The organism is Halomicrobium sp. HArcht3-1 (assembly GCF_058933345.1).
In genome coordinates, this window is the sequence record NZ_JBZYDM010000003.1 from 281,682 (window position 1) to 306,173 (window position 24,492).

Sequence of the window (24,492 nt, forward strand, 5' to 3'; positions counted from 1 at the left end):
GGTCGAGACAGACCCGATCTCCGCGCGCTGGTGCGTGTGTAACCCACACAGGGCAGTGGCGAAACGCAACCATTATACGTATCTCCCCGATATAATCGAGTGCGCTCCGTTGGTGTAGTCCGGCCAATCATCTTGCCCTCTCACGGCAAGGACCAGGGTTCGAATCCCTGACGGAGCATTGCAGTGAGCGTCACTCTGTGACGTGAACAGAACGCGCACGAAGGGTTCTACCGAGGCGAGTCACAGCCCGCACAGCGAAGCGAGCAGGACTGTCTCGCAGTCGGGTTCGAATCCCCGACGAGCACTTCTTCGGACACCGGCCACCGAGTGACAGCGAACGCGTCGGTGTCACGTACATCCTCGAACGTGTGGCGAATCTGGTGAGGCCCGCCAGCGAGCGCACCCGCGATCAGTCACATCGGGCCTCGGATCGGCGGTGACAGGGACGCGACGGACCGATCGATAAGATAGGATTACTTGACGAATCGCCAGCGCCACATCGTCGTCACCGGTGGCGTGTGTCGAAACGGGTCCAGCCCGGTTACTCGTCGGAAAACTCCTGTTCTCCCGCCGACCGTACAGTTCGTAGGGAATTTCGAAGTAGTCCAGCAGATCGACCGCACAGCCGTCGTCGCGTCCGAGTGCGAGAACGTCGTGCCCCTGCGCTGTGAGCCTGTGGATCGCGTTCCTGTAGAGATGGACGTGGGCAGGAGTGTTCGTGAAAAACAGGTATCGCATCACCGATTCCCTCAGAATCGACCGTCTTTGTTACACACGAACTATCTGACCCGTGGCTGTGTGTCTGTCGGTATGGTCGCTATTCTGGCAGCGAGGACGGGCCGAGACCCAGAGAAGGCAGCCAACTTTTCACGACGCTCGCCCTGACTGGTCGTATGCGCGCAGCAGTCTTCCGCGGACCGAGAGAGATTCACGTCGAGGACGTACCGAAACCGGAACTCGATGCGCCGACAGACGCCATCGTCCGGGTGACCCACACCGCAGTCTGTGGGTCGGACCTGTGGTTCTATCGGGGCGACAGCGACCGCGAGACGGGATCGCGCGTGGGCCACGAGCCGATGGGGGTCGTCGAGGCAGTCGGCGAGGACGTACGCAGCGTCCAGCCCGGTGATCGCGTGTTCGCGCCGTTCGTCGTCAGTTGCGGGTCGTGTGAGTTCTGCCGGCGCGGCCTCCACACGTCGTGTGTCAACGGTGACGGCTGGGGCGGTGACAACGGCGGCGCACAGGGCGAGTACGTCCGGGCGCCACACGCAGACGGCACGCTCGTCCGCGTGCCCGACCGGTACGCCGACGACGAGGACGCGCTCGAATCGATCCTCCCACTGACGGACGTGATGGGGACGGGCCACCACGCCGCTGTCAGCGCGGGCGTGCAAGCGGGCGACACCTGCGTGGTCGTCGGTGACGGGGCGGTCGGTCTGTGTGGCGTCCTCGCGGCCCGCCGACTCGGTGCGTCCCGCATCGTCGCCGTCGGCCACCACCCGGACCGACTCGAACTGGCCGAGGACTTCGGCGCGACCGAGACGGTGCTTGGCGGGGGCGACACCGACGTGGTCGAACGGGTACGGGAACTGACCTACGGCGGGGCCGAGCACGTCATGGAGTGTGTGGGTGCGGCCAGCGCGATGGAGCAAGCGGTCGACGTGTGTCGCCCGGGCGGGACGGTCGGGTACGTCGGCGTCCCCCACGGCGTCGAGTCGGCCGGCGTTCCGATCTTCGAGCTGTTCGGGAACAACAAAACGCTCGCGGGCGGGGTCGCACCGGTCAGGGCCTACGCCGAGGAACTGCTCGGCGACGTACTCGGCGGGACGCTCGACCCGTCACCGATCTTCACGAAGACGGTGGGTCTCGAAGACATCGCCGAGGGGTACCGTGCGATGGACGAACGCGAGGCGATCAAGGTACTCGTCGAAGTCTGACGAGTGCGAACAATTACCAGAGTCGTCGCCCTACACGACGTATGGACGTTCTCATCACCGGCGCTGCGGGCACCGTCGGCACGGCGATCACTGACCATCTGGCCGGGAACGACGCGTACGACTTCACGAGCCTCGATGTCGTCGAACACCCGGACCCGGACGTCACCTCGGTCGTTGCCGACGCCGGCGAGTCCGAGGTGGTTCGCGAGCACGTCGGGGCCGCCGACGCCGTCGTCCACCTCGCACACGTCCCGATGGACGACGGCGGGTCGGACGATCGAGCTATCGCGTGGTCGACGGCACACGCCGAGAACCTCCAGTTGCACGCGACCGTGATCGGCGCGGCCGCCGAGACGGGGCTGGACACGCTCGTCTACGCCTCCTCGAACCACGCAGTCGGCCTGTACGAAGTCGAGCACGCTCCCGAGGTGTACTATCCCGACCACGGCCTCACCGTCGACCACACCGTCACCGCCAGACCCGATTCGATGTACGGGACAGCGAAAGTCTACGGTGAAGGACTGGGGCAATTAGCGGCCCAGCAGCACGGCGTGTCGGTGTACGCACTCCGTATCTGTTCGGTCCGAGACCCCGAGTACGATCATCCGTACGGCGACGCAACGGCCGGCGTCGAGCGTGGCGAGTTCGAGCGCAACAGTGCAGACTACGACGAGCAGGTGGCGCGTATGAAAGCGATGTGGCAATCCCGGCGTGACCACGCCCACATGGTCGAGCAGTGCCTACAGGACGATACGGTCGAATTCGACGTGTTTTACGGCGTCAGCGACAACGACAGGCGATGGTTCGACATCGATCACGCGCGTGACGTGATCGGCTACGATCCGCAAGACAACGGTGAGACGTGGGACGCGCCCCCGTCATGAGCTTTTTTGCACCACGCCCGTGAGAGAGAGGTATGACCGACGAGCGCGACCCTGAGGCGACGCTCGACGAGTGGAAAGCCGAGATGCAGGCCGAACACGAGGCAGCGATCCACGAGCCAGACCCCGACGCCGACCACCGCATCGAGGGCGTCGCCCAGATCAGCTATCGACTGTACTACGAGTACGACGAGGACACCGACGAACTGGAACGGACACGACAGGTCAAGGTCGACGACCTCGACGATCCCGAACTGCGCTCCTGTTCCTGTGGGGTCCGCGGGATGACACCCGAAGAAGCACTGGCCCACGTTCGACGGGCGGCCGAGCAGTCTTGAGACGGTTTATCGAAGCTGTCGATCACACGTCGTCGCCGTCGACCGTCACCAGCCGATTCAGCCCGTAGACCATTTCGAGGATTTCGGAGGCGTCGCCCTCGTCGAAGAGGAGTTCGTTCGTGCGCACGACGTGATCGAGCACGTCCCGCGAGGCGTGTTCCGGGGCAGCGGCGATGCCGGCGTCCTCGGCTTCGAGCCACTCCATCACCCGGAGGTCGCTCTTGCTGTCGCCCATCACGAGTGCGAACGGGTCGTCGATACCGAGCACGTCGAAGGCGGCTTTCACGCCCGTGGGCTTGTCGAGTTCGAGGCTGACGATTTCGACGGCGTCGCCCTCGTAGTAGCCCACGTCGATCCGCTCGAAGACGGTTGCCAGCGCCTCGGGCACGTCGTCGGCGCTCTCCGACGGTCCTTCTCCGGCGTCTTCGAGGACGCCACGGATCTCGGGGTCCTGTGCGAAGTACGCCCTGGCCCACCGCCCGGGGTCGTCCGCCTCGGCGCCGACCGCCGATGCGACCGTCTCGCCGAGCAAGTCGAGCAGGTACCGGGTCCCGTCGTCGATGATCTCGATGGCCTGTCGGCTCCCGTTCTCGGCGTTGGGCTTGAGCGTGACGTTGAACTCGTTGCCCTGCAGGTGACAGCCGTGGGCGATGGTCTCGGGCGCGGCCGAGAGGATACGCGAGCGCACCTGATCGAAGACGGTCGTTATCTCGTCGCCGAGCGATTCGTAGAGGAGTTGCTTCGTCCGCTCGCCCTGCCGGGGCGTGAACACGCCGTTGCCCGATTCGTAGACGATACTCACGTCGCCAGAGTGGACCAGCGCGTTGCCCAGTCCCTGAATCAGGAACCCCTTGACGTTCTCCAGTGTCTGCCCCGTACAGACGACGATTGGGACGCCGTCGTCGTGAAGCCGGTGGAGCAGATGGAGCGTCTCTCGCGGGATTTCGTTGTCCGTCGTCCCGGCGCTGCGAAGCGTCTCGTCCACGTCGAGGACGAGGACGTTGACACACCGCTCGTGTTCGTTCGCCAGATCCAGCGCGGTAAAGGCCTGATCGCGGTCGAGGTACGATGCGATCGCTGCGTAGCGTTCACCGGTCGTCGGGTAGCTCTCCCTGATCGAGCGCTTGCGCGCGTCGAGTTCCTCACTGGCGTCCTGCCAGTGCTCCAGTGCGACCTTCGAATCGACCGGCGGAAACAGGTCGACGAACTCCTGATAGGCCTGCAGCGTGACCGTGTCGAAATCGTCGTAGAGTCGGTAGAGCTGATCGTACCGTTCCATACGCCCACCGTGGTCCGGCGGCCTCATATACTGTCGGCACTCGTTCGGGAGGCACGTCGGCCACTGGCGATGGGTGGACGATATCGAGTCGGAGCGTCGGGCCGCCCCGTCTCGACCGCTCAATCGTCGGCGTACGACTGGTGGGCCGTCGTCGTGCCGTCGTCCGAGTTCTTCAGACGCAGGAACGCCGCGAAGCCGAGCGGCGAGAGGATACCCAACAGGAGCGAGATGCCGACTGCACCGGCCGCCGGCGAGAGATCCCCACCGCCGGAGGAATCGGCTTGCTCGCCACCGTCGCCACTGCTCGCAGCCGTCCCGTCACCGGCCGACGGGACGACGACGGCCCCCTTCATCCCCACCGATTTGTGGGGCGTGCAGGCGTACTTGAAGACGCCGCCCTCCTCGAAAGTGTGTTCGAACGTGTGCCCGCCGTCGCCGACCAACTGACTCTCGAAGGCACCGTTTTCCGCGACGACGTTGTGTGACCCACCGTTGCCGGTCCACTCCCAGACGACCGTCGTCCCCGGTGAGACCTTGACGGCTGCCGGACCGAAGGCAAAGGCGCTCCCGTTGCCCTGTGCGCCCACCTGAATCGTCACTTCGTCGGCACCGGTCTCGTCGACGACGCCGTCGTAGTTCCCGACGTTGTCGAACCACCCGTCGAACGAGCGTGACGAGGTCGTCTCGCCGTCGGTCGCAGTCTCGGTCGCGCTCCCAGTGGTGTCACCGCCCTCGCCCTCGCGAACGGTGATTGCCCCTTTCATTCCCATCGTCTTGTGGGGCGTACAGGCGTATTTGAACACACCGGCCTCCTCGAAAGTGTGTTCGAACGTGTGACCGCTGTCGCCGACCATCTGGCTCTCGAAGGAACCGTCCTCGGCGACGACGTTGTGTGACCCGCCATCACCGGTCCACTCCCAGACGACCGTCGTCCCCGGTGAGACCTTGACGGCTGCCGGACCGAAGGCAAAGGCGCTCCCGTTGCCCTGTGCGCCCACCTGAATCGTGACCTCGTCCTGCCCGCGCTTGTCGACGGTGCCGTCGAAGTTCCCCACGTTGTCGAACCAGCTACCGTACTCCGGCTGTGACTGGGCGAGCGCCGGGCGCGCGGCGGCAGCGACAGTCAGCCCTGCGCCGGCCCGGAGGAGACCTCGACGAGTCAGTCCACTGTCGACCATCAGGCACCACCCCATAGCGAACGCGCGCAGATTGCACCGTCTGAACCACCGTGTGAACGGGACTGTCGTACCATACCTTGACGAAGCGGGTACGGATAGATAAGTCGGCGAGGGGCTTTTCACAGGGCGGGAAGACCGGTGGTAATTATATACACCCGATCAGCTTCGGGCGGCGGTTCAAGTTCGAGGTGCTCTGTGGCGTGCTGTGACATTCGTTCACATTCGTGAAAAAGGTTTAATATATCACCCTCTGTACGGATTATCACCTCGATACAGCGGTGTTCCACATGTACGATACGTCCACCCCCTCACCGACATCCGCTCGCTGGAACGCAAGCGAGCGGTTCGCCAATCGTGGGCCAGAGGTCCACGTAACGGCGGGGATTGCTGGTGCGGGGCGGCGTGTCAATCTGGACACCTGGTATCTACCGCCCGCATCGATCGCCGCATAACGCGACCGACGCGGGCCGTCTTCTGGGATTGCCACGGTTCGACGTGTGACTCTCGTCGGAGTGGCCCGCGTCATTCGTCTCACAGTGCTGGACTCCTGTCTCCCGACAGGCGGGTTCGACTCCCGGTGAGACCGTCGTCGCCACGACACCACATCGTGGCGACTCGCCTGCCCGGTGCCACAGCTAGGGCCGAGGAGTCGCAGGTGCTCCCTGAGAGGCATCACTGTGGACTGCTCGCCCCCGATGGATCACCGTTCCCGCTGACCGCTCCGCTGGTCGGTACCAGACGGCCGCGAGGCCGGCCGCGTTCGACTCGCGGCGGAGCAGTATGTCGCCCACTGCGACGCTACTGGTGACTGTCGCCGTGTTCGAGCGACCACCCTCCAACCGGGGTGGTTCGCCATGAGCTACAGCCACCAGCGGCAGATGGTCGATGCAACGGCCGACGTCTCACTGCGCGTCCCGCGTGGCGAGGCCGGAGACCTCGAAGCCGGCGCTGCGGACGTGATCGCAAACGTCGCGGCCGTCGAGACCGTGACGATCGATCGGGTCACCAGCGTCAATCCGAACTGGACCGACATCCACGTCGATGTCGACGTCGCGCTGACCGCCGAAATCGCCGCCGAAGACCTCTCGAAAGCGCTCGAAACGCGGCTCGAAGACGGCTTCGGCATCCGCGAGGTCAACGGGCTGGTACTCTCCGAGAGTGGCGAGCCGAACGAGTCGTGAAGAATCGAGCGTTCAGGCCTCTTCCTCGCCGATCTCGACTTCGATCGGGTCGGCGCTGTCCTCGACCGCAGGCGCTTCGTCTTCGTCGTCGAGCTGTGAGACCGAGAGGAGACCGGCGAGACCGGCGGTCAACATGCCGACGCCGGCGACACGGGTCGCCCGGACGTACCACGCCTTCGGTTCGAGGTCCTCGGGGTTCTCGTACCCGGAGAGTGTCAGGCGAGCGTTCAGCTTGATCGCCTGTTTGGGCAGCAACGAGGCGAGCAGTCCCTGGAAAACGAGCCACGCGTAGGTCACGGGGAGGAGTTTCTGTATTGCCATCGATCGGAGTTTTGGGCTGGAGGCATGTCAATACCACCGCTCCGAACCGGGCGGCTACTCGGCTTCTGACCAGCGTGCGTCCGAGAGCGTGCGCTGGACGGCCTCCTCGCCGACGGCCTGAGCCAGCGTCTCGAAGCCCGTTCGCTCGACCGGATCGGCCGCGTTGGCGACGAGCCGTGAGACGATGAACTCCGGCGTGGACTTGCCGACCGTCTCGAAGCGTGGCTGGTAGTCGACCTCCAGTTCGAGGTCCGGCGAGAGTCCTTCCGCGAAGATACCGTCGGTACGGGCAGCGTCGGGCAGCGGTTCGAGGTCGTCCGCGAGGTGCGTGACGAACACCCCGAGCGCGTCGCGTTCGACCGTCAGCGTCACTAGCCCGTGCAGAAGGTTCGCGGCGCTGCCGGGTTCGGTGATCGCCTCGAACTCGTCGACGAGCATCAGCGTCCGGTCGCCGCCGGTCAGGGGCGGGACGACCGAGCGAAGCGTCGATTCGAGCACGCCGGCGTTGAACGAGGCGTGGCGGCGGTGGAAGACGATCGTATCCACGAGGCTCACTTCGGCGTCCTCGGCGGGGACCGGCAGCCCCATCTGGGCGAGCAACTGGACCTGACACAACGTCTCCAGCAGCGTCGTCTTCCCACCGGAGTTCGCCCCGGTGAGGACGGCCACGCGGTCGCCCGTGGGCGGTTCGCGACTCTTCGGCAAGTCGTGGTCACCGACGGCGTACGTGACCGGCTGGACGGCCACGTCGCCGTCCTGCAGGGAGAGATTGCGCGCGCCCCGCACGGCGATGGTCTCCCGGTCTTCGACGAACGTCGGCCGGGTGAGACCGTACGCGAGTGCGAAGCGGGCAAGCGAGACGTACAGCGCCGCGTCGTCGACCGCTTCGACGGCCGCATCCACCGTGTCCCGGGCCGCTTCGAGGTCATCTTCCAGCGTCGCCGCGACGGTCTGCTCGCGCTCGTCGACGCGCTGTCGGAGATCACTCGCCAGTTCGCGCAGTGCGGTCTCGACGAAGTCCTGTGCGTCGGTCGCCTCCCGTGGCATCGCGTCACGAGCGCGGGCCACGTCGACGCCAGTCTCGTCGGTCAGATGGCGCGTAAGTGCGTCCTGAAACTCGTCCGGACGGCGTGCGTTGGACTGTAGCTGCTCGACCACTTCGGGGGACGTGGCGACGAGGTCCTCGACCTGTCCCAGTTGCTCGCGAAGCGCGTCGAGTTCGTCGTCGGCACCCGCACCGACGCGGTCGCCAGCACCCTGTAGCCCGGCGAGTGCCCGCGCAGCGGCGTCGAGGTCGTCGGCGTCGAGCGTCGCGATCGGTTCGAACACGCCGGCTTCGACGCCAGTCTCCTGTAGTCCGATCGCCGTTCTGACGGCCGATAGTTCACCGCCGTCGACGCTGTCGTAGCGGTCGAACGCAGCGATGACGGCCTCCCGTCGCTCGTCGTCGAGACCGGCCCACGCGTCGCGTGCCGCGACGACCGCGGACAGGCGCTCGTCCATCGCCGCTCGGTCGGGCAGCGGCGTCAACACGCGAATCCGGTCGGCGGCGTGGTCGGTGACGGCGTGTTCCTCCGCGAGGTCGAGCAACTCCTTGTACACGTCACGCGTGTCGCGGGTCGCCAGCAGGTCCATCGCCTCCTTGCCGGTGGCTCGTCGCAGGATTCGCGTGGCCCGGCCACGTGAGAGGCCGGCGGCGGTCAGCGCTCTGGTGTCGGCCGATTCGATCGCCGCGATCGCACGTTCGACCCCCAGTTCGTCCGCCAGCAGCGCACTCGTCTTCGGGCCAATTCCCCAGTACTCCTCCAGTCGCATGGTCGTGACCAGATGGGGACCGGGTTTAGCGTTTCTGCCTCGCTCATCAGTTCGTGACAGAGCGGTTGCTGTTTCGTAACCTTCATTATCGCAACTATATACGACGTGAAATATGCAACGGCGTTCGTTCGTGCGAGCGAGTCTCCTCGGACTCGCTGGCGTTGGTTCCCTCGCCGGGTGCAGTGGTACCGCCCCGAACCCTCCACGAGAATCCGAAGTCTTCGACGAACTACAGGTGAGTTCCGAGACGCTGCAGATCCCACTCGTCGAGACACCGGTCGTCGAATCGCGCGCCGACGTGTCAGCGAGCCTCTCGCTCGGCGTCAGTGGGCTTTCGGTCGTTGGAACGGCCCGCGCGGCAAAGGGTGGCGGGCGAGGCTCCGGGGCAACCGGACGAGGGTCCGGTGGCTACCGGTCCGCGCCGCACGGTCACCACGGCCGTGCGATCTATCACGGCCACGACGATGACGACGACTGGCGGGAGGACCACCGTGACGAGATCCAGACCTATCGTGCAGCCCATCAGCGCGTCGGGATCGCCTATCTCGGCAGCCGTGCCCAGTACTCGGACGACCCACCGGAGCCGGGTCCCGTCGACTGGGACGAGACGTGGTCCGATCCCGAGAAAGAGACACTGACCTACGAGAACGTGCAGTCGGGCTGGTATCGTGTCGGCTCGAAACTGGAAGCCCGACAGGGGTCCCACGACTTCGGCTGGGAGGCCGTGGACTTCGAAGTCGACGAAGACGGGTCGGGATACGACGTCGAGAACCCCTGGAAGGTCTCGCCACGTCTCTGACGCGTGCCCTCCGTTCGAGTCCCGTCACTGCGATCCGAGCGAGCACTCCTCCTCGGATTGACGCTGATCGTCGCCTTCTGTAGCATCGTCTACGAACTCATCTACTCGGAGATGCTCCGTGTCCTCTTTGGCGGGACGGTGCTGCGGTACTCGATCACCATCGGCCTGTACCTGTTCTCGCTGGGGATCGGTGCCGTCCTGTACAACTACGTCGACGAGGACGAGCGGAACTTCTTCAGGATCGAGGTGGCACTCGCAGTCGTCGGCCCGCTGGGACTGCTGGTGATGATCCTTCTCAACAGCTTCCCGGACGTGCGCTTCCCGGCGAAAGACACCGCCGTCCTCGTCGTCTCACACCTGCCGATCCTCGCTGTCGGCGTCCTCTCGGGACTCGAAATACCGTTCCTCTCGGCGATGGTGACCAGCGAGCGGTCGGCCTTCAGTGAGGTGCTTGGCGTCGACTACTTCGGCAGTCTCGTCGGGACGGTCGTCTACGCGCTCGTGCTCTATCCGTCACTGGGCCTGATCCCTGCGATCTTCGTCCTCGGCCTGCTCAACGGGCTGGCGGCGCTGGCGTTCGCCGTCAGATTTACCGAGAGCAGTAAAGTCCTCCTGCTGGTCGGCCTGCTCGTCACGGGCGTGTACGCGGGCGTGCTCGTCAACGAACAGCAGGTCGAGGACTCGCTGACCGACCTGTACGTCGAGGGGGCTATCGAGAGCGAGTATCCGCCGGGGACGGCGACGGTCGACGTGACCGAGCGCTACACCACGAAGTATCAGGACGCAGTCATCTACGAGCGCCGCCTCGCGGATCTGCCCGGGACCGACACCTGCTTGCGACTCGATATGGCCGTCCAGCTCTGTGACCGCTGGGTCGACGCCTATCACGAGGGACTCGTCGACGTGCCGATGTCGCAGTTCGAGCACGGTCCCGAGACGCGCGTGCTCCTCGTCGGCGGTGGCGACTGGATCGCTGTCGACTCGCTCCGGGCGTACGACGTGACTGTCGACCACGTCGACATCGACCGGGCGTTCATGAACGAGACGAAAGACCACCCGTTCTTCGAGCAGTACCACGACGACGCCTACGAGTACGAGCGCCTGAACACCACCGCGGCCGACGCTGGCACCTATCTCCGGTCGACAGACCAGCAGTACGACCTGATCCTGCTGGACCTGCCCGGTGCTCGCTCCGACGACATGCTCCCGCTGTACTCGACTGAGTTCTACACGCAACTGCGCCAGCACCTGACCGAGGACGGGATGGTCGCGACGTGGGTCTACTCCCGCCACGCCTTCGCGAACCATCACAAGGCCTACGTCAACACCGTCCACGAGGCCGGCTTCCGGGCGTACGCCGACTACAGCACCTACGGGGACCTCGACCGTGACGGCGACCTCGAACGCGGTGAGCGATACTATCTGCTCTCGCCGTCTCCCGACCGGAATCTGACGCTCGAAACCGCTCGCAACGTCCAGAACGAACAGATGCGCGCTGCCTACGCCAGTCACGAGTGGCGAGCGATCGACCGCTATCGTGGCGTCGACCCGAACAGCGTCTTCGCACCGAACTACGACATCATCATCGGCTAACGATGGACCACGACACCCTCCACTTTGGCTACGAGATCAGCGATCCAGACCAGCTGTGTGTCTACGAGGAGACGACGGTGACGGTCGGCGACGTCGATCTGCTCGTCTCGGTCATCGGGAGTTCCCACTGTGTCCGCGCGCAGTCAATCGATTTCGCCGAGATCGCGTCCTGTGACGCCGGCAGCGTCGACGGCGCTCGAACGATCGATATCACGGACGAGCGGTCGACGGTCCTCGACTACGAGACCGACGCCGTATCGTGTGCAACGACGATCAGCGTCGATCCGATCGACCGGTTCCCCGCGACACGGTCGTTCGACCTGCGCTACGACTTCGCAAAGCGGGCCGTGACTGCGATCACGATCAGGGATCGGGGCTACGAGACCTGGCACACGTATCCCGAGCACGACTGTGCCGTGTTCACCGAGACAGTGTTCGAACGACTCGGTGGGCAACGCGGCGACGAGCGATCAGCCGAAGATCTCGCGTCGCTCTGACTCGGAAAGTGCCACGTCCTCGTCGGGGACGTGGGGCGTACACTCCGGGCACTCGTCTGAGCCGGTCCGTTCGCCGACGGTGACGGTCAGCCCGAACACCGACAGCACCGTCTCCTCGTGTCGCCGGATGATCGTGTCGGCGTCCCGGCCACAGTTGTGGCAAAACTCCCGTTCGGTGGCGTTGGTCTGGTAGGAGACTACCGTGTAATCGAACAGGCCGAGGTCCGCGTATGCTTCCTCGCGGTCGGTCCTGACGAGGTCCGGGCCAGCCTGTTCCTCGCCGTGGCGGTCGATCGAGTTCGCCACGCCGTCGTCTGCGACGATCTCCAGATCCAGCGACCGGGCGACCGAGACGCTGTTTCGGTCCCCCTCGATGGTGAGTCGAACGGTCTCTGCGCTCCCGTCGGCCGTGACCGAATTGCGCTCGCCGCCGACTGTCAGGGTCACGTCGTCGGTGGCGGTAAAGTCGACCGATCCCTGTTCGCTCTCGACGGTGACCGTGCCGGACACCCCCCCCAGCGAGCGGGACTTGCGAGTGCCGACGACACTGATGGAGTCGTCTCCACTCATACTCAGAGCAGGCCGTCGTCCTCGTACACGTCCTGGGCGTTCTCGACGTTGACGTCGCCCTCGACGGTCCCTGATTCGACGGTCACGTCCTCGGATTGCTCGACGTGGACCTCGCCCCCGTTCTCGACGATCACGTCCTGTGCCGATTCGATGACCAGTTTCCCCTCGACGCTGCCGCCTTCGATCCGAACGTCCTCCGCGGACTCGACGATGACGTCTTCGGTCGCGTTCTCGACGATCACGTCCTCACCGCTCACTCGTTCCGTCATAGGAGCAGGTTCGACGACCACTGGAAAAGTTCTTTTCCTCCCCGCACCGTCGCGGAAGCGTCTATTCGACACGTCTACGGGCAGAGTACGCCCACAAGAGCAGTCGAACCGAGAACGATAATATCCCAACGCCCGGGAAACCGCGCCGTTCACGGCGCGGAGGATGTCATATCTCCGAGCGCTTGATCAGACAGTACAGCACGAGTCCCGAGAGGATGACGTTGATGTACACTTCCGCTCCCGCCATCGCTCTCGCGGCCGCCCCTTCCGGCCCGATGTAGCCGTAGCCGATGGTGAGGAACGTGATGTAGCTGAAGTGGACGTTCCGGTAGAGGATCGACAGTCCCTCCGGGGTGAACAGTCCAGACGCCTCCGAGAGGGGTGGGATCGTCGTCGAAAACATCGGCCCGCCGAAGGCATAGAGCATCGCCGGAAAGAGCGGAAAGAGCGCGAAGACCGCGACGATCCGACCCAGACGCATGCCGTGGCCACAGGTCACGCCGAGAAAGGCGTTCTCTATTGCGCGACTGGCGTTTTTCAGCCGCGTCGTGAGGTCGGTCGAAGCGTCGGTCGCGATGCCGACGTACTTCTTGCGGGCGAACTGCTGGCGCTTGACCCGGAACTCTCCGGCAGCCTTCATCTGTCCGGCAGTCGAGGCCGCGGTCTTGGCCTTCAGGTAGGTCCGCTCGGTCGTCTCGGGTGTCATCGCCAGCTCGAACTCGACGTCGGCGAAGTTCTCGTCGAACTCGTGGAGCGCCCAGTCGTTACGGTCGAGATAGTCGGTGTGTGCAGAGAAATCGAAGTCGTAGCCGTCGAACTCGTTGAACTCCGTGTTACAGAACCGGAAGTAGTCGAGCAGTTGGCGATGGTCCTCGTCGGTCGCGGCGATCAGCGTCACCGATCCCAGACTCGCGTTCGTCAGATCGTAACGGACCCATCCACCCTCTGGCTGGCGGATTTCGCCGTGCTTGAGGATCGCGCTGGTGAGGTCGACGTAGCTCTCGTTGGTCACTGGGACGATGTGAAAGACCCCTCGCTCGAAGGTCGATCCCTTGAAGTCGGTCGTGGCGGCGAAACGGCTGCCGACGAACGACGCGGAGTTGAACACGGCGTCGTCGAAGTCCGCCCGTGCCTCGAAGGTCGCGTCGTCGAAAGAGGCGTCCTCTTCGAGGTGGTTGTCGCCGCCGCGGAACTCTGCGCCCCGGAAGACCGCCTTCCCCTCGAAGGAGACGTCCGAGAAGGTCGCGTCGCCGTCGAACCGGGCTTCGTCGAAGTCGATCTCACCGTCGAACGTCGCTCCGGTAAACACCGCGTCGCCATCGAAGCGACTGCTCTCGAACATCGCGTGGCCGCTGCTGGTGATCGCCGCGAAGTGAGCGTCCCGGAAGTGGACATCACGGAAGTTGAGGTCGTCCTCGAAGACCACGCCGGAGAAGTCCGCGTCCCGTTCGAGCGAGCGGGAACCTCCTTCGAACTCCGCACCGCGGAAGACGGTCATCGACTGGAAGGTCGCGTTCGAGAAGGTAACGTCCTCGACGAAGTCGACTTCGTCGAAGTCCGCTTCGCCGGCGAAGGTCGTGTCGGTAAACGCCGCGTCGCCGGTGAACCGAACCTTCTCGAAGCCTGCCCGACCACCAAAGCGCGCGTTCGTGAAGTCCGCGTACACGAACGTCGCCTGCTGGCAGTCGAAGTCCGTCTCGAATCGCGTGTCGACGAAACTCGCGTTGTCCCCCAGTTCGTTCGAGGTCCCGCTGAACACGGCGGTCTTGCACGTGACCGGGGCGGCGAACGTCGCACCGTCGAAGGTCGCATCGTTGCCAAACTGGGTCTCGTCGAGCGAGACAGGCGCTTCGAACGTCGATCCCGACAGGTCGAACCGGTCCTCGAAGCGCGCCTCGAAAGCGTCTATCTCACCGGTGACTGCCGAATCGTTGACCGCGAAGTCGAATTCGAAGCGTGCGCCCTCGAACTGCAAGCCGCCGATCTCACAGTGTTCGAACCTGATCGGCACGGTCACGTCGGCGTCGACGGCGCTGATCGGTCCCGTGAACGTGCAGTTTCTGAACACCACAGGATAGTTGTTGTCGCTCCCGAGCGTGCGAAAGTCGAGTACGACCGGGGGCAACGTACAATCTTCGACGATCTTCTGCTCTCTGGAGCCGTGTTCGATCACCGAGAGCAGCGCGTCGACGACCTCGTCGTCGTCGATACCGCGCTCCTCGCGCTCGGCCGGCGTGAGTGCGAGCACCGTTCTGTCGTTCGATACGACGGACTCGGTCATGGTCACTGATGATCAACTGGCAAACAAAAAAACCACCCGATATGCTGTTACACACCGACCAGTCGGAACAAACCGGTGATGCGACGGACGTGTGGAGAGTCAGTGCGATCCCACTGACTCGGACTCGGTGTCCGCCTCACCGTTCGAACCAGTAGTGTAGGCCGCTACTGGCTGCAGTTCGGGGTCGTCCTCGCCCGGATCGAGGTAGCCCGCGGCGAAGACGGTGAGGAGCGCGCCATCGCGTACTTCGACATCGACCGGTCCGAGCACTGGCTCGTCGCCACCTGCGGGGTAGATCGCGACCGGATACGTTCCGGCAGCCACGGCCGCGGCGTCCGATTCGGTGCCGAATTCGAGGTCGCTGGCGAGCGTGGGGCCGTCGACGACCCGCACGTCGACGGCCGGGGCGTCCGGTGCGGCGTGGAAGGCTTTGACCCGGCCCTCGCCATCCGGGATGTCGTCGATATCGTCCGTGAGCACGTCGAGGCTGAACGACGGTTCGCTACCGTCGTCCGGCGAGAGTTCGCCGACCGCAGCGACGGTGTAGTATCCCGCTTCGAGTGAGACGGTTACAGGCGTCGGCGGTACCGCTTCCGTCTCACCGGCGGCGGTGATCGTCACTTCCCGTTCGCCCGGGTCCAGCGGGAGGTACTCAGTCACCTGTCCGAACTCGATGCCGGCGACGGCTGGGTCGGCCCCAGACGGGTCGGCGTCGACGTACACGTCGACCGCCGGAGCGTCGGGCGAGACGTGCGCTACACGGGTGAAAGCAGCGTCGGACGCCATCGCATCGTCCATCGCTCCGTCGCCCATCGTCGGATTCGCGCTTCGCGAGTACGCGGCGACGGGCGTGAGTTCCGGTTCGCCCTCGCCGGGTTCGAGGAAGCCCGCGGCGAAGACCGAAAGCAGATCGTTGGCCCTGACCTCGACCTCGACCGGTCCGAGCACTGGCTCGTCACTGCCGGCCGGATAGACGGCCACCGAATACCGTCCTGCCGGCACGTGAGCGGGTTCCGAGCCGTTACCGAATTCGAGGTCGCTCGCCAGCGTCGGGCCGTCGACGACCCGCACATCGACGGCTGGTGCGTCCGGTGCGGCGTGATACGCCTTGACGCGGCCCTCGCCCTCCGGGATGTCGTCGAAGTCGTCAGTGAGCACGTCCAGCGTGAAGGTCGGGTCCACCTCCTCACCGTCTTCCGTGGGCGAGAGTTCACCGATAGCCGCGGCGGTGTAGTATCCTTGCTCCAGATCCAGCGTCACCGGCGTCGGTGGCACGGCCGCATCGTCGTCGGCCGCCGTGACCGTCACCGTGTGTTCGCCCGGGTCCAGCGCAAGGTAATCAGTCACCTGTCCGAATTCGAGCCCCGCGATGGCGGGGTCGGCCCCAGACGGATCGGCGTCGACGTAGACATCGACGGCTGGCGCATCCGGCGAGAGATGCGCGACGCGGACGTTCGCGTCGTCACCGCAGGCCGCGGCCGTGCCGACGCCTGCCGCGAACACGGTAGCTCCGGCACCGAGTGTTTTGAGTACGCTTCGTCGTGAGTGGTCGTCCATGGAATCGAACCTCCATCGAAATCAGTCGGCCCGATTGCGGGAGTAGAGCGTGCCTGACTAGATAGGTAATTTCAATTACATGTTTGCTACTAGCCCACTATCTCTCTGCGACGTGGTTTTAGCCGTCAGGACGGGTATACTCGCTTGCTGGATGGCGCACAGTCCCTGAAGGGCGGGTCACCGGCCGGGACGGCGATTTACCCCCAGAACGACTGTGTCCGGGCGTACTCCCGTTCCTGTGTCAAGATGTCGCGGTAGAACTCGTCTTCGTCCTCGCGAAGTCTGTTGATGATTCGGGCGGCGTTGTGCGGCCCGACCCCGCGGGCGGCGAGCGCGATCACCGCTCGCTTGCCGTGGCTCTGGACGAGCGACGCGGCCCGGTACGCACGCTCGGTCATCTTCTCCTGTTCGTCGTCTTTCTCGTCGGCTTTCACGGCCGCGACGACCTCGTCGGCCCACGGATTCAGGGCAGCGATCCGGGTCGAGCCACACTGTGGACATTCGGGCTGGTCGCGCACACGGCTGACCTGCTGTTTCCGTTTCCAGTCCGTGCAGTGCAGGCACGCGAGCAGCACGCGGTCGTTCTGGATGCGCTCTCGTACCGTCTGGATGACGCTGGCGTCGGCGTGTTCCGGCGAGAGCAGTTCCCGACCCGACGAGCGCCCGCCCAGACCGATCGGGGTTCTGGTGCCGGCTGTCTCGATACCGACCGTCCCCGACTGGATCGCCGAGAGAAGGTCCCGGGTCGCGTCGACGGCCAGATCCTCGTGAAACACCTCACGGACCGCCTCGTCGTAGATGGGCGTGTCTTCGAGCGCCGCCAGCAGCCGGTCGCGGCCGAACCGGTTCGATCCCGAGCCACGCCAGCGTTTGAGCGTCCCGAACTTCGTTGCGACCTGTGCGAGTTTGAACTTCAGGGCGTCGGCGTTCTTCAGGCTCAGTTCGATGATCGACTGGACGTGGTCGGGGTCGGTCGACTCCAGCACGTCGATCACGTCACCGACACCGACGCCGCCGGGCAGTTCGAGTTCGATCCGGTAGGGATCGACCTCCATCGCAACGGTCGATCCCGCACGCTGACCGACGAGCGAGGAGAGGAGTCGCCCGAGCGTCTCGTTGACCTGATGACCGAAGCAGGCGTTGACGACGACCTCGCGGCCCTGTGCCTCGACGAGGATGGTCTCGTCGTCGGGGATAGGGGCATCGTGTTCGGTCAACTGCGAAAGCCCGGTCTCGACGGTGTGGCGGTCGCCAGCATAGCGGCGCTGTACGTCGCGCGCGACCGAGTCGGCCGGCGCGCCATCCTGTAGCTGGCTGCCGGCGACCCGGCGGAGTTCACCCACTTCCCGGGCGACGGCCTGTGGGACCGGAATCTCCTGGCCGACCCACGACGGCACCTCCCCCGCGGGGTCCTCGATGGGCGAGACGGTGACGACTTCCTCCTCCTCGTCGACGGTCGTGATGCGCCACATCTCGCCCCGCTGGATGAACACCTCGCCGGGGTTCGCGAAATTGACGACGAACTGCTCGTCGAGGGTGCCGATCTGATCGCCCGAGGCAACGTCCTCGACATCGTAGGTCGACTCGTCGGGGATCATCGAGAGGTTCTGGTAGAAGTACTGCCACGTCCCGCGGCGCTTCTCCAGCGTATCGCGCTCCTCGTCGATCCAGATGACGCGGTTCTCGCCGAGCTCGCGCACGACCTGCTCGAAGTCGGCGACCGAGAGGTCCCGAAACGGGTACGCCCGCGTCACGATCTGATAGGCCTCCATCGCTCGAATTTCGCCCACGTCCATGACGATGCCGGGCACCTGATTGGCGACAGTATCGAGGCTGCCGTCGTGAATCTCGGCCGGTTCGACATCGCCGGCCAGCGCCTGCCGGGTGATCGCCAGCGCTTCCAGCGTGTCGTCTGGGTGAGTCGTCACGACGGTGCCCGACGAGACGAGATCGCGCCGGTGACCCGCACGGCCGACGCGCTGGAGCAAGCGTGCGACCTGTCGGGGACTGCCGTACTGGATCACGTGATCGACGTGGCCCACGTCGATGCCCAGTTCCATCGAGGACGTACACAGCAGCGCGTCCAGTTCGCCGGCCTTGAAACGGTCTTCCACGTCGATCCGGGCCTCCTTGGCGAGCGAGCCGTGATGCACACCGAGGTCCGTCCCGAGTTCCTTGAACCGTGAGCCGAGTGCCTCGGCGGTCTGGCGGGTGTTGACGAAGACGAGGACGGAGTCGTGGGCATCGATCAGATCGTCGATGGCGCGGACGTGACTCGCGACCTCGGGATCGGTCGCCAGTTCGCCGGCCAGTCGCTCGTCGGCGTCGGTCACCTCGGGCCGGGTGACCGACACGTCCAGCCTGCTGCCCACGTCGACCTCGACGATCTCACAGCCCCGATCACCGGTCAGAAAGCGCCCGACTTCCGCGGGATCGCCGACGGTCGCCGAGAGACCGATCCGCTGGAACGGGCCGGCCACCTCCCGCAGGCGCTCCAGTCCGACCGTCAACTGTGCCCCGCGCTTTGCGGCGGCGAGTTCGTGGACCTCGTCGACGACGACGTGTGCAACGTCGGCAAGCGCCGTCCTGAGCTTCGATCCCGTGAGCATCGCCTGCAACGTCTCCGGGGTCGTCACGAGCACGTCCGGCGGGTCGTTGGCCTGCTGCTGGCGCTGGTAGTCCGTCGTGTCGCCGTGGCGCACGTCCACGTCCAGATCCAGTGTCTCGCCCCACCAGTCGAGGCGCTGGCGCATGTCGCGGTTCAGCGCCCGCAGCGGCGTGATGTAGAGTGCGCTGATCCCGAAGCGCTCCTCGGCCCGTGCGATCGCATCGAAGACTGGCAACATCGCCGTCTCGGTCTTGCCCGTCCCCGTCGGCGCGACGACCAGTCCGTGCTTCCCGGCCGCAAGTGTCGGGATCGCCTCGCGCTGTGGCTCCGTCGGCGTCGTGAATCCGCGGTCCGAGAGGGCTGCCCGCACCTGCTCGCCGAGCGCGGTGAAGGCCGCTGCCCCCGTCTCACTCATCGCTCTCTCGTAACTGCCGGATCGGTTTAAACGTGCGGTCGGTCACACAACGGCGTGCAGCCGACTGGAAAACGGATGCGACGGGGCGTCTCAGTCGTCGGACAGGGCCGACTCGTCGCCGACGGCACCGGTCTGTTCGACACTGGTGTCGAACTGATTGACGATCTGCTTGAGATCGGTCGCCTGACTCGACAGCGACTGGATACTGTTCGTGACCTCCGAGATCGATGCCGCCTGCTCCTGAGCGGACGCGGCGACGTTCTCGGACTGTGAGGAGGTTTCCTCACTGATCGAGCCGACCTCTTCGGCCATCGAGACCACTTCCTCCATCGACGATGCCTGCTCGTCGGTCGCTTCGCTGATCGTCTGGATGCCCGAATTAGCTTCCTCGACCTGCTGGACGATCTCGGACAGCGCGTCGGTCGCATTCTCCACGGTCTCTTTGCCGGTGTCGACTCGCTCACTCATCTCTCGAATGTCGCCGACCGTGTCGTCGGTTCGGGACTGGATCGTCTCGATGAGCGACTCGATGTTGTCGGTCGCCGTCTGGGTCTCCTCGGCGAGTGACTTGATCTCGCGGGCGACGACGGCGAACCCTTCGCCGGCCTCTCCGGCGCGGTTCGCCTCGATCGAGGCGTTCAGTGCGAGCATGTTCGTCTGATCCGCGATGTCGTCGATCAGCGTGACGACCTCGCCGATCCGTTCCATCTCGGATGCGAGTGACTCGACCTGTTCGACGGCTTCGGTGGCCGTCTGATCGATCGCGTCGATCTCGTCTGCGGCCAGCTGTCCGTACTCGCGACCTTCGGCACCGGTCTCGGCGGCGCGCTGGGACTTCGAGGCGACTTCGTCGGTCGAGGACGTGATCTCCTCGACGGTCGCCGAGAGATCGGTCATCTCGCCGCTGACCTGCTGGATGTGTTCGTTCTGCCGGTCGGCACCCTCGGCGATCTGTTGAACCGAGCGACTCACCTGCTCGCTCGCGGACTTGACCTCCTTCGCGCTGGCCGAGATTTCCCCAGTCGAGGAATCGACAGTGCCGGCGAACTCCTCGATCCTGACGATGGTCTCTTCGAGTTCCGAGACCATCTCGTTGAAGTTCTCTGCGATCTCGACCATCGCATCGTACTCGCTGTCGGTCGCCATGCGCTGGGTGAGGTCGCCGGCCGCCGCCCTGTTCATCACCGCACCGAACTGTTCGGCCTTCGATTCGAGGGCCGTCGCCATCGCTTCGGCCTCGGCCTGTGCGGACTCGGCGTCGTCCTTTGCCTCCTCGATGTTGCTGATCAGCGTCTGGATGTCGACGCTCATCTTCTCCAGTGCCGCCCCGAACTCGCCGGGAATGTCCTCGTCGAGTGCCGGGTCGTCGAACCGCTTTGCCGAGATCGCATCGGCCTGATCGGCGGCGGTACGGAGGTACGACTGCATCGCGCCGAACGCGTCGTAGAGCTGTCCCATCTCGTCGATCCGCGTCGTCTCGGGGATCGAACTGTTGATCTCGCCGGCGGCGATGTCTTCGGCACTTTCCGCGACGAGTGACAGCGACTTCGCGGTCCCCCGACCGATGGTCGCGCCGACGATGAACAGCGCACCGATCGCCAGTGCGACGAGCAACGCGATGTTCTCGGTCACGGCCGACTGGAGCGCGAACGCACGGTTCGCTGGCACGTGGTACAGAAGCGCCCATTCGGTGCCAGTGATCGGCGTGTACGCCATGACGTACTGACCCTGTTCCATCCCCGTCCGGGCACCGACCTGCTCGTACCCGGCCTCGCCGCCGAGCGCTGCGTCGACGGCGGTCTCGTTCGAGTCGTCGAGGGTCGTGTAGGGTTCGAGCAGCGACCCCTTCCGGTTGTCCAGAATGATCTGGCCCTGCTGGCCGACCACTTTCACGTCACCGGTCGCAAACGGCGAGATGAACTCGTGGGAGCGCGCTTCGAGCGACGCCGTGAGGACGACGTGCTTCTGGCTCCCCTGGACTCGCTGGACGAACGCGATGACCGGTTCGCTCCCGCTTTCGTAGGGCTGGGAGGTGGCTGTCGGGCCGGAGACGACGATCGAACCCTCGCTGTCCGTCCACGGCGCGTCGACGGCACTGAGCGAGGTCCCCTGCAAGTCGTCGTTGGTGCTCGCGAGGACCGTGCCGCCCCTCGTATCGACGTAGTGCAGTGAGTGGACGTCACCGGGTAAGCCGATGAGTTTCTGCTCTAGCCATCGTTGGTTCTCCGTCGTGTTTCGGGCGGACCGGTCGGCCAGTGAGTCCGCCAGGAACGATGTCGTCGATTGTTTGGTCGAGGTCCACTCCGAGATGGAGACCGCTTCGGACTCGGCGACACCTCGAATCTGCTCTTCGGTCTGGGATTCGACGAGCGATTTCGTGTCGAGGTGGACGACGCCGCCCCCGGCCCCGAGGACGACGACCACCCCGAGCAACAGGACGCCGAACTTCGCTGCGTACCGCCGTCTGACAGTGTTGGGCAGCGAGCGTTCGATTGCGGTGACGAACCGCTTCCAGAGTCCGCTCATCGGTCACCTCCCGACTCGAAGAACTGCGACTGGAGTAGTTCGAGCGAGGACACCGCACCGTTGTCGATCCGCTGGATCAAGTACGAACTCAGCGGTTCGAGGTTTTCGGTCAGGTCGACGGGTCCCGACGCACCCTGAAAATTCAGCGACCGTCCGGCGTCGGTGAGCGACCTGACGCGGTCGAAGTCACCGACCGAGACAGTGTGGCCGGTCCCACCGGAGACGGACTGAATCGTGTCGGCGACCGCTGGCCCACTCACCTCGCTCGCCTGCTGGGCGGCGGCGGCCATCAGGAACATTGCATCGTAGGCGTTGGCGGCGAAGGATGCGAGACGGTCGATATCGGATAGCCGTCGCACTAGCTCGAAGTACCCGTTCGTCCGCGACGACGAGAGCGAAGCGCTGTAGAACCCCTCGTAGAAGGGAGGAATCTCACCCGCGAACATACCTGCGGAGAACACCCACGGAACGTCGTATCCCGACTGTGCGTACGCGTCGAGAATCCCCGTCTCCTGCCCGGAGACGCTAGTGAACGCGACTGCGTCAGGGTCGTCTTCGAAGACGCTCGCGAGCGTGTCGTCGAACGAGTCCGACGACGGGTCGTAGCGGACGTCCGCGACCACCTCGGTATCGAGGAACTCTCTCTGTGCCTGTGCGAGGCCGGCACCGAAGGAGTTGTCGATGCTCAGCAGGGCGACGGACTCCGCATCGAGATACAGCGGATCGTCGACGACCTTCGCCATCGCCGCCGCCTGCAGGCCGTCACTCGGGACAGTCCGGCCGAAGAACTTCCGGTCGTCGCTGCGACCGGCGGTCGTCAGTTGTGGCGCCGTACTCGCCGGACTGACTTCCATGACCTCGTCGGTCACGACTTCCTGTGACAGTGCGATCGAAACGTCGCTGACGAGGCCCCCGACGAGTCCGACGAGTGCGTCCGTATCGAGCGCCCGGTACTTCTCGACCGCGGTATCGGCGCTCGCCTTGCTGTCGATTTCGGTCAGTTCGACCGTTCGGCCGTCGATCCCACCTGCCGCGTTGACGTCAGCCACGGCCTGCTGTGTCGTTCGCAAGCCGTGCGTGCCAACTGTTTCGAGCGGGCCACTGAGCGGGAAGACGGCCCCGAACTGGACGGGTTGGTTACTCCCAGAGATGCTGCCGAGACAGCCCGATGAGAGACCAAGCGCCGTCGCACCAGCCACCGTTTGGAGAACGTTTCGCCGTGTGTGCATGCTCGAAAAGACTGGAATTCCAGCATAAATACGTTCACCCGAAAATATCATCGGTAATATTCGATCTAACGCTACAAAGAATCAGCCCGAAATAGCCATATTATAGTACCGGATCAGCGCTGGAACTACTGGCCTGCACTCTCTCTGGGTCGATCTGGGTCGCCAGACACCCCCACTGTGAAGGAATAGCGGTTCGAACGTTCGTTCATGTACGTCGCCGACGAGGCCTGGCCGGATCTGGGATCGTACTTCGAGTCCGAATCTCTCGCGCTCGTCCCGCTCGGTTCGACGGAACAGCACGGTCCACACCTCCCGGAGGGAACCGATCACCTGATCGCGGAGGCCTTCGCCACCGCCGCCACAGAGCGGACGGGCTATCTGCGAACGCCGACGATTCCGATCGGCGTCAGCGGTCACCACATGCAGTTCCACGGGACGATGTCGGTCGACCCGTCGGCCTTTCGGCAGTTCGTCGAGAGCATGACTCGAAGCCTGACCGACCACGGCATCGACCGGGTGATCTACGTCAACGCTCACGGCGGCAACGTCGAGCACCTCCGAGAAGTCGGACGCCGACTCCGCGACGACGGCGCGTGCTACGCCATCGAGTGGATGTGGGACGAGTCGATCACGGAACTCATCGAGGAGCGCTTCGACGCGCCGGGACCACACGGTGGGCCGAAGGAAACGTCCCTGATCCAGCACGTCGCCGGCCATCTCGTTCACGATGACCGGATCGAACAGGCTCGCGACGGTGGCTGCATCGAGTTCGACGACTCGACCGGTCGCGTCCACGGTGCCAGAACGTTTTACGACGCGATCGACAACGCCGAAAACGGCGTCTTCGGCGATCAGACCGACGCGAGCGCCGCCATCGGGGAAGAACTGTTCGAGGCGGCCACGGAGCAACTCTGTCAGCTCACGGAATGGCTCGCAGAACAGCCATACGGGGACCTCATGCCGGCCGATCACGTGTAGCGGTCCGCCGCCGAGGCCGTTCACGTGGGATGGACCACGTCACGGCAGGTCGGGCACTCGGCGAATCGGCGCGCACTGCCCTCGGTCTCGTACTCGATGAGCAGCGTCCCACGCGAGAGTTCGGTCTCGCAATCGGGACAGCGACCGAGCGACCCTGCCGAGAGCGGGTTCGGCTCAGATACCATCGGTTCGGTTGCCGACACGTCGGCCATCGTCCTTGTTATACTGTGGCTACATAGG

Annotated in this window: 21 protein-coding genes and 1 tRNA gene; 10 read left to right on the forward strand and 12 right to left on the reverse strand. The window is 64.8% G+C overall.

The genetic code is table 11. The features are described 5' to 3' along the window. Positions 1–103 precede the first annotated feature (103 nt). From AC5FRW_RS06695 to AC5FRW_RS06710, 4 genes are all read left to right on the forward strand, one after another. A tRNA-Glu gene (locus AC5FRW_RS06695) sits at positions 104–178 on the forward strand. A 715-nt stretch (positions 179–893) separates the two neighbouring features. Continuing rightward, entirely contained in the window at positions 894–1,937 is a 1,044-nt protein-coding gene (locus tag AC5FRW_RS06700) for a zinc-dependent alcohol dehydrogenase family protein (RefSeq protein WP_493567660.1), read from the forward strand. A gap of 41 nt (positions 1,938–1,978) precedes the next feature. Continuing rightward, positions 1,979–2,821 carry an NAD-dependent epimerase/dehydratase family protein gene (locus AC5FRW_RS06705; protein WP_493567661.1) on the forward strand — a complete coding sequence of 281 codons (843 nt, stop codon included), beginning with the start codon at positions 1,979–1,981 and terminating at the stop codon, positions 2,819–2,821. Between the two features lie 32 nt (positions 2,822–2,853). Then, positions 2,854–3,156 (forward strand): hypothetical protein, encoded by a 303-nt coding sequence (locus tag AC5FRW_RS06710; RefSeq protein ID WP_493567662.1) that lies wholly within the window; start codon positions 2,854–2,856, stop codon positions 3,154–3,156. A gap of 22 nt (positions 3,157–3,178) precedes the next feature. Here the strand turns inward: AC5FRW_RS06710 and AC5FRW_RS06715 are convergent, their stop codons facing one another. Together AC5FRW_RS06715 and AC5FRW_RS06720 are read right to left on the reverse strand one after the other, a co-directional pair. After that, positions 3,179–4,435, reverse strand: a complete 1,257-nt coding sequence (locus tag AC5FRW_RS06715) for an HAD family hydrolase (protein ID WP_493567663.1) — start codon at positions 4,433–4,435, stop codon at positions 3,179–3,181. A gap of 119 nt (positions 4,436–4,554) precedes the next feature. Beyond that, positions 4,555–5,613, reverse strand: a complete 1,059-nt coding sequence (locus tag AC5FRW_RS06720; RefSeq protein WP_493567664.1) for a halocyanin domain-containing protein — start codon at positions 5,611–5,613, stop codon at positions 4,555–4,557. Between the two features lie 287 nt (positions 5,614–5,900). On the opposite strand from AC5FRW_RS06720, the gene AC5FRW_RS06725 reads away from it, so the two are divergent. Together AC5FRW_RS06725 and AC5FRW_RS06730 are read left to right on the forward strand one after the other, a co-directional pair. Further along, positions 5,901–6,065 (forward strand): hypothetical protein, encoded by a 165-nt coding sequence (locus AC5FRW_RS06725; protein WP_493567665.1) that lies wholly within the window; start codon positions 5,901–5,903, stop codon positions 6,063–6,065. Positions 6,066–6,467: 402 nt separating this feature from the next. Next, positions 6,468–6,794, forward strand: coding sequence for a hypothetical protein (locus tag AC5FRW_RS06730; protein WP_493567666.1), 327 nt, complete (start codon positions 6,468–6,470; stop codon positions 6,792–6,794). Between the two features lie 12 nt (positions 6,795–6,806). Here the strand turns inward: AC5FRW_RS06730 and AC5FRW_RS06735 are convergent, their stop codons facing one another. Then, on the reverse strand, positions 6,807–7,115 hold the full coding sequence (locus AC5FRW_RS06735) for a DUF6199 family natural product biosynthesis protein (protein WP_493567667.1): 309 nt from the start codon (positions 7,113–7,115) through the stop codon (positions 6,807–6,809). A gap of 54 nt (positions 7,116–7,169) precedes the next feature. Further along, on the reverse strand, positions 7,170–8,930 hold the full coding sequence (locus AC5FRW_RS06740) for a MutS-related protein (RefSeq protein WP_493567668.1): 1,761 nt from the start codon (positions 8,928–8,930) through the stop codon (positions 7,170–7,172). 112 nt (positions 8,931–9,042) lie between these two features. Here AC5FRW_RS06740 and AC5FRW_RS06745 point away from each other — a divergent pair, with 112 nt between their 5' ends. From AC5FRW_RS06745 to AC5FRW_RS06755, 3 genes are read left to right on the forward strand one after another with little or no spacing between them, the layout of a single operon-like run. Next, on the forward strand, positions 9,043–9,729 hold the full coding sequence (locus AC5FRW_RS06745; RefSeq protein ID WP_493567669.1) for a hypothetical protein: 687 nt from the start codon (positions 9,043–9,045) through the stop codon (positions 9,727–9,729). A 3-nt stretch (positions 9,730–9,732) separates the two neighbouring features. Beyond that, positions 9,733–11,322: a spermidine synthase gene (locus AC5FRW_RS06750; RefSeq protein WP_493567670.1), complete on the forward strand. Its 1,590-nt coding sequence runs from the start codon at positions 9,733–9,735 to the stop codon at positions 11,320–11,322. A 2-nt stretch (positions 11,323–11,324) separates the two neighbouring features. Next, complete coding sequence (locus AC5FRW_RS06755; RefSeq protein WP_493567671.1) at positions 11,325–11,819, forward strand: DUF2617 family protein; 495 nt, start codon at positions 11,325–11,327, stop codon at positions 11,817–11,819. On the opposite strand, the gene AC5FRW_RS06760 is transcribed toward AC5FRW_RS06755, so the two are convergent. The 7 genes from AC5FRW_RS06760 to AC5FRW_RS06790 all read right to left on the reverse strand — a co-directional run bounded on the left by AC5FRW_RS06760 (position 11,793) and on the right by AC5FRW_RS06790 (position 23,274). Further along, positions 11,793–12,389, reverse strand: coding sequence for a DUF8108 domain-containing protein (locus tag AC5FRW_RS06760; RefSeq protein ID WP_493567672.1), 597 nt, complete (start codon positions 12,387–12,389; stop codon positions 11,793–11,795). The genes AC5FRW_RS06755 and AC5FRW_RS06760 overlap by 27 nt on opposite strands. Before the next feature lie 2 nt (positions 12,390–12,391). Next, positions 12,392–12,658 (reverse strand): hypothetical protein, encoded by a 267-nt coding sequence (locus AC5FRW_RS06765; protein ID WP_493567673.1) that lies wholly within the window; start codon positions 12,656–12,658, stop codon positions 12,392–12,394. A gap of 166 nt (positions 12,659–12,824) precedes the next feature. Next, complete coding sequence (locus tag AC5FRW_RS06770) at positions 12,825–14,939, reverse strand: pentapeptide repeat-containing protein (RefSeq protein WP_493567674.1); 2,115 nt, start codon at positions 14,937–14,939, stop codon at positions 12,825–12,827. Between the two features lie 99 nt (positions 14,940–15,038). Then, positions 15,039–16,496, reverse strand: coding sequence for a DUF4397 domain-containing protein (locus AC5FRW_RS06775; protein WP_493567675.1), 1,458 nt, complete (start codon positions 16,494–16,496; stop codon positions 15,039–15,041). Between the two features lie 197 nt (positions 16,497–16,693). After that, positions 16,694–19,519, reverse strand: coding sequence for a DEAD/DEAH box helicase (locus AC5FRW_RS06780; RefSeq protein WP_493567676.1), 2,826 nt, complete (start codon positions 19,517–19,519; stop codon positions 16,694–16,696). Positions 19,520–19,609: 90 nt separating this feature from the next. Further along, complete coding sequence (locus tag AC5FRW_RS06785; protein WP_493567677.1) at positions 19,610–22,045, reverse strand: methyl-accepting chemotaxis protein; 2,436 nt, start codon at positions 22,043–22,045, stop codon at positions 19,610–19,612. After that, entirely contained in the window at positions 22,042–23,274 is a 1,233-nt protein-coding gene (locus AC5FRW_RS06790) for an ABC transporter substrate-binding protein (RefSeq protein WP_493567678.1), read from the reverse strand. Before AC5FRW_RS06790 ends, AC5FRW_RS06785 begins: the two co-directional genes overlap by 4 nt. A 207-nt stretch (positions 23,275–23,481) precedes the next feature. Between AC5FRW_RS06790 and AC5FRW_RS06795 the strand changes: the two genes are divergently transcribed. Then, positions 23,482–24,252, forward strand: coding sequence for a creatininase family protein (locus AC5FRW_RS06795; RefSeq protein WP_493567679.1), 771 nt, complete (start codon positions 23,482–23,484; stop codon positions 24,250–24,252). A 20-nt stretch (positions 24,253–24,272) separates the two neighbouring features. Here the strand turns inward: AC5FRW_RS06795 and AC5FRW_RS06800 are convergent, their stop codons facing one another. Beyond that, complete coding sequence (locus tag AC5FRW_RS06800) at positions 24,273–24,437, reverse strand: DUF7837 family putative zinc-binding protein (protein WP_493567680.1); 165 nt, start codon at positions 24,435–24,437, stop codon at positions 24,273–24,275. Positions 24,438–24,492: the final 55 nt, after the last annotated feature.

Coding starts and splice junctions, on each gene's coding strand:
- AC5FRW_RS06700 (WP_493567660.1), top strand. CDS start 894: ATGCGCGCAGCAGTCTTCCGCGGACCGAGAGAGATTCACGTCGAGGAC.
- AC5FRW_RS06705 (WP_493567661.1), top strand. CDS start 1,979: ATGGACGTTCTCATCACCGGCGCTGCGGGCACCGTCGGCACGGCGATC.
- AC5FRW_RS06710 (WP_493567662.1), top strand. CDS start 2,854: ATGACCGACGAGCGCGACCCTGAGGCGACGCTCGACGAGTGGAAAGCC.
- AC5FRW_RS06715 (WP_493567663.1), bottom strand. CDS start 4,435: ATGGAACGGTACGATCAGCTCTACCGACTCTACGACGATTTCGACACG.
- AC5FRW_RS06720 (WP_493567664.1), bottom strand. CDS start 5,613: ATGGTCGACAGTGGACTGACTCGTCGAGGTCTCCTCCGGGCCGGCGCA.
- AC5FRW_RS06725 (WP_493567665.1), top strand. CDS start 5,901: ATGTACGATACGTCCACCCCCTCACCGACATCCGCTCGCTGGAACGCA.
- AC5FRW_RS06730 (WP_493567666.1), top strand. CDS start 6,468: ATGAGCTACAGCCACCAGCGGCAGATGGTCGATGCAACGGCCGACGTC.
- AC5FRW_RS06735 (WP_493567667.1), bottom strand. CDS start 7,115: ATGGCAATACAGAAACTCCTCCCCGTGACCTACGCGTGGCTCGTTTTC.
- AC5FRW_RS06740 (WP_493567668.1), bottom strand. CDS start 8,930: ATGCGACTGGAGGAGTACTGGGGAATTGGCCCGAAGACGAGTGCGCTG.
- AC5FRW_RS06745 (WP_493567669.1), top strand. CDS start 9,043: ATGCAACGGCGTTCGTTCGTGCGAGCGAGTCTCCTCGGACTCGCTGGC.
- AC5FRW_RS06755 (WP_493567671.1), top strand. CDS start 11,325: ATGGACCACGACACCCTCCACTTTGGCTACGAGATCAGCGATCCAGAC.
- AC5FRW_RS06760 (WP_493567672.1), bottom strand. CDS start 12,389: ATGAGTGGAGACGACTCCATCAGTGTCGTCGGCACTCGCAAGTCCCGC.
- AC5FRW_RS06765 (WP_493567673.1), bottom strand. CDS start 12,658: ATGACGGAACGAGTGAGCGGTGAGGACGTGATCGTCGAGAACGCGACC.
- AC5FRW_RS06770 (WP_493567674.1), bottom strand. CDS start 14,939: ATGACCGAGTCCGTCGTATCGAACGACAGAACGGTGCTCGCACTCACG.
- AC5FRW_RS06775 (WP_493567675.1), bottom strand. CDS start 16,496: ATGGACGACCACTCACGACGAAGCGTACTCAAAACACTCGGTGCCGGA.
- AC5FRW_RS06780 (WP_493567676.1), bottom strand. CDS start 19,519: ATGAGTGAGACGGGGGCAGCGGCCTTCACCGCGCTCGGCGAGCAGGTG.
- AC5FRW_RS06785 (WP_493567677.1), bottom strand. CDS start 22,045: ATGAGCGGACTCTGGAAGCGGTTCGTCACCGCAATCGAACGCTCGCTG.
- AC5FRW_RS06790 (WP_493567678.1), bottom strand. CDS start 23,274: ATGCACACACGGCGAAACGTTCTCCAAACGGTGGCTGGTGCGACGGCG.
- AC5FRW_RS06795 (WP_493567679.1), top strand. CDS start 23,482: ATGTACGTCGCCGACGAGGCCTGGCCGGATCTGGGATCGTACTTCGAG.
- AC5FRW_RS06800 (WP_493567680.1), bottom strand. CDS start 24,437: ATGGTATCTGAGCCGAACCCGCTCTCGGCAGGGTCGCTCGGTCGCTGT.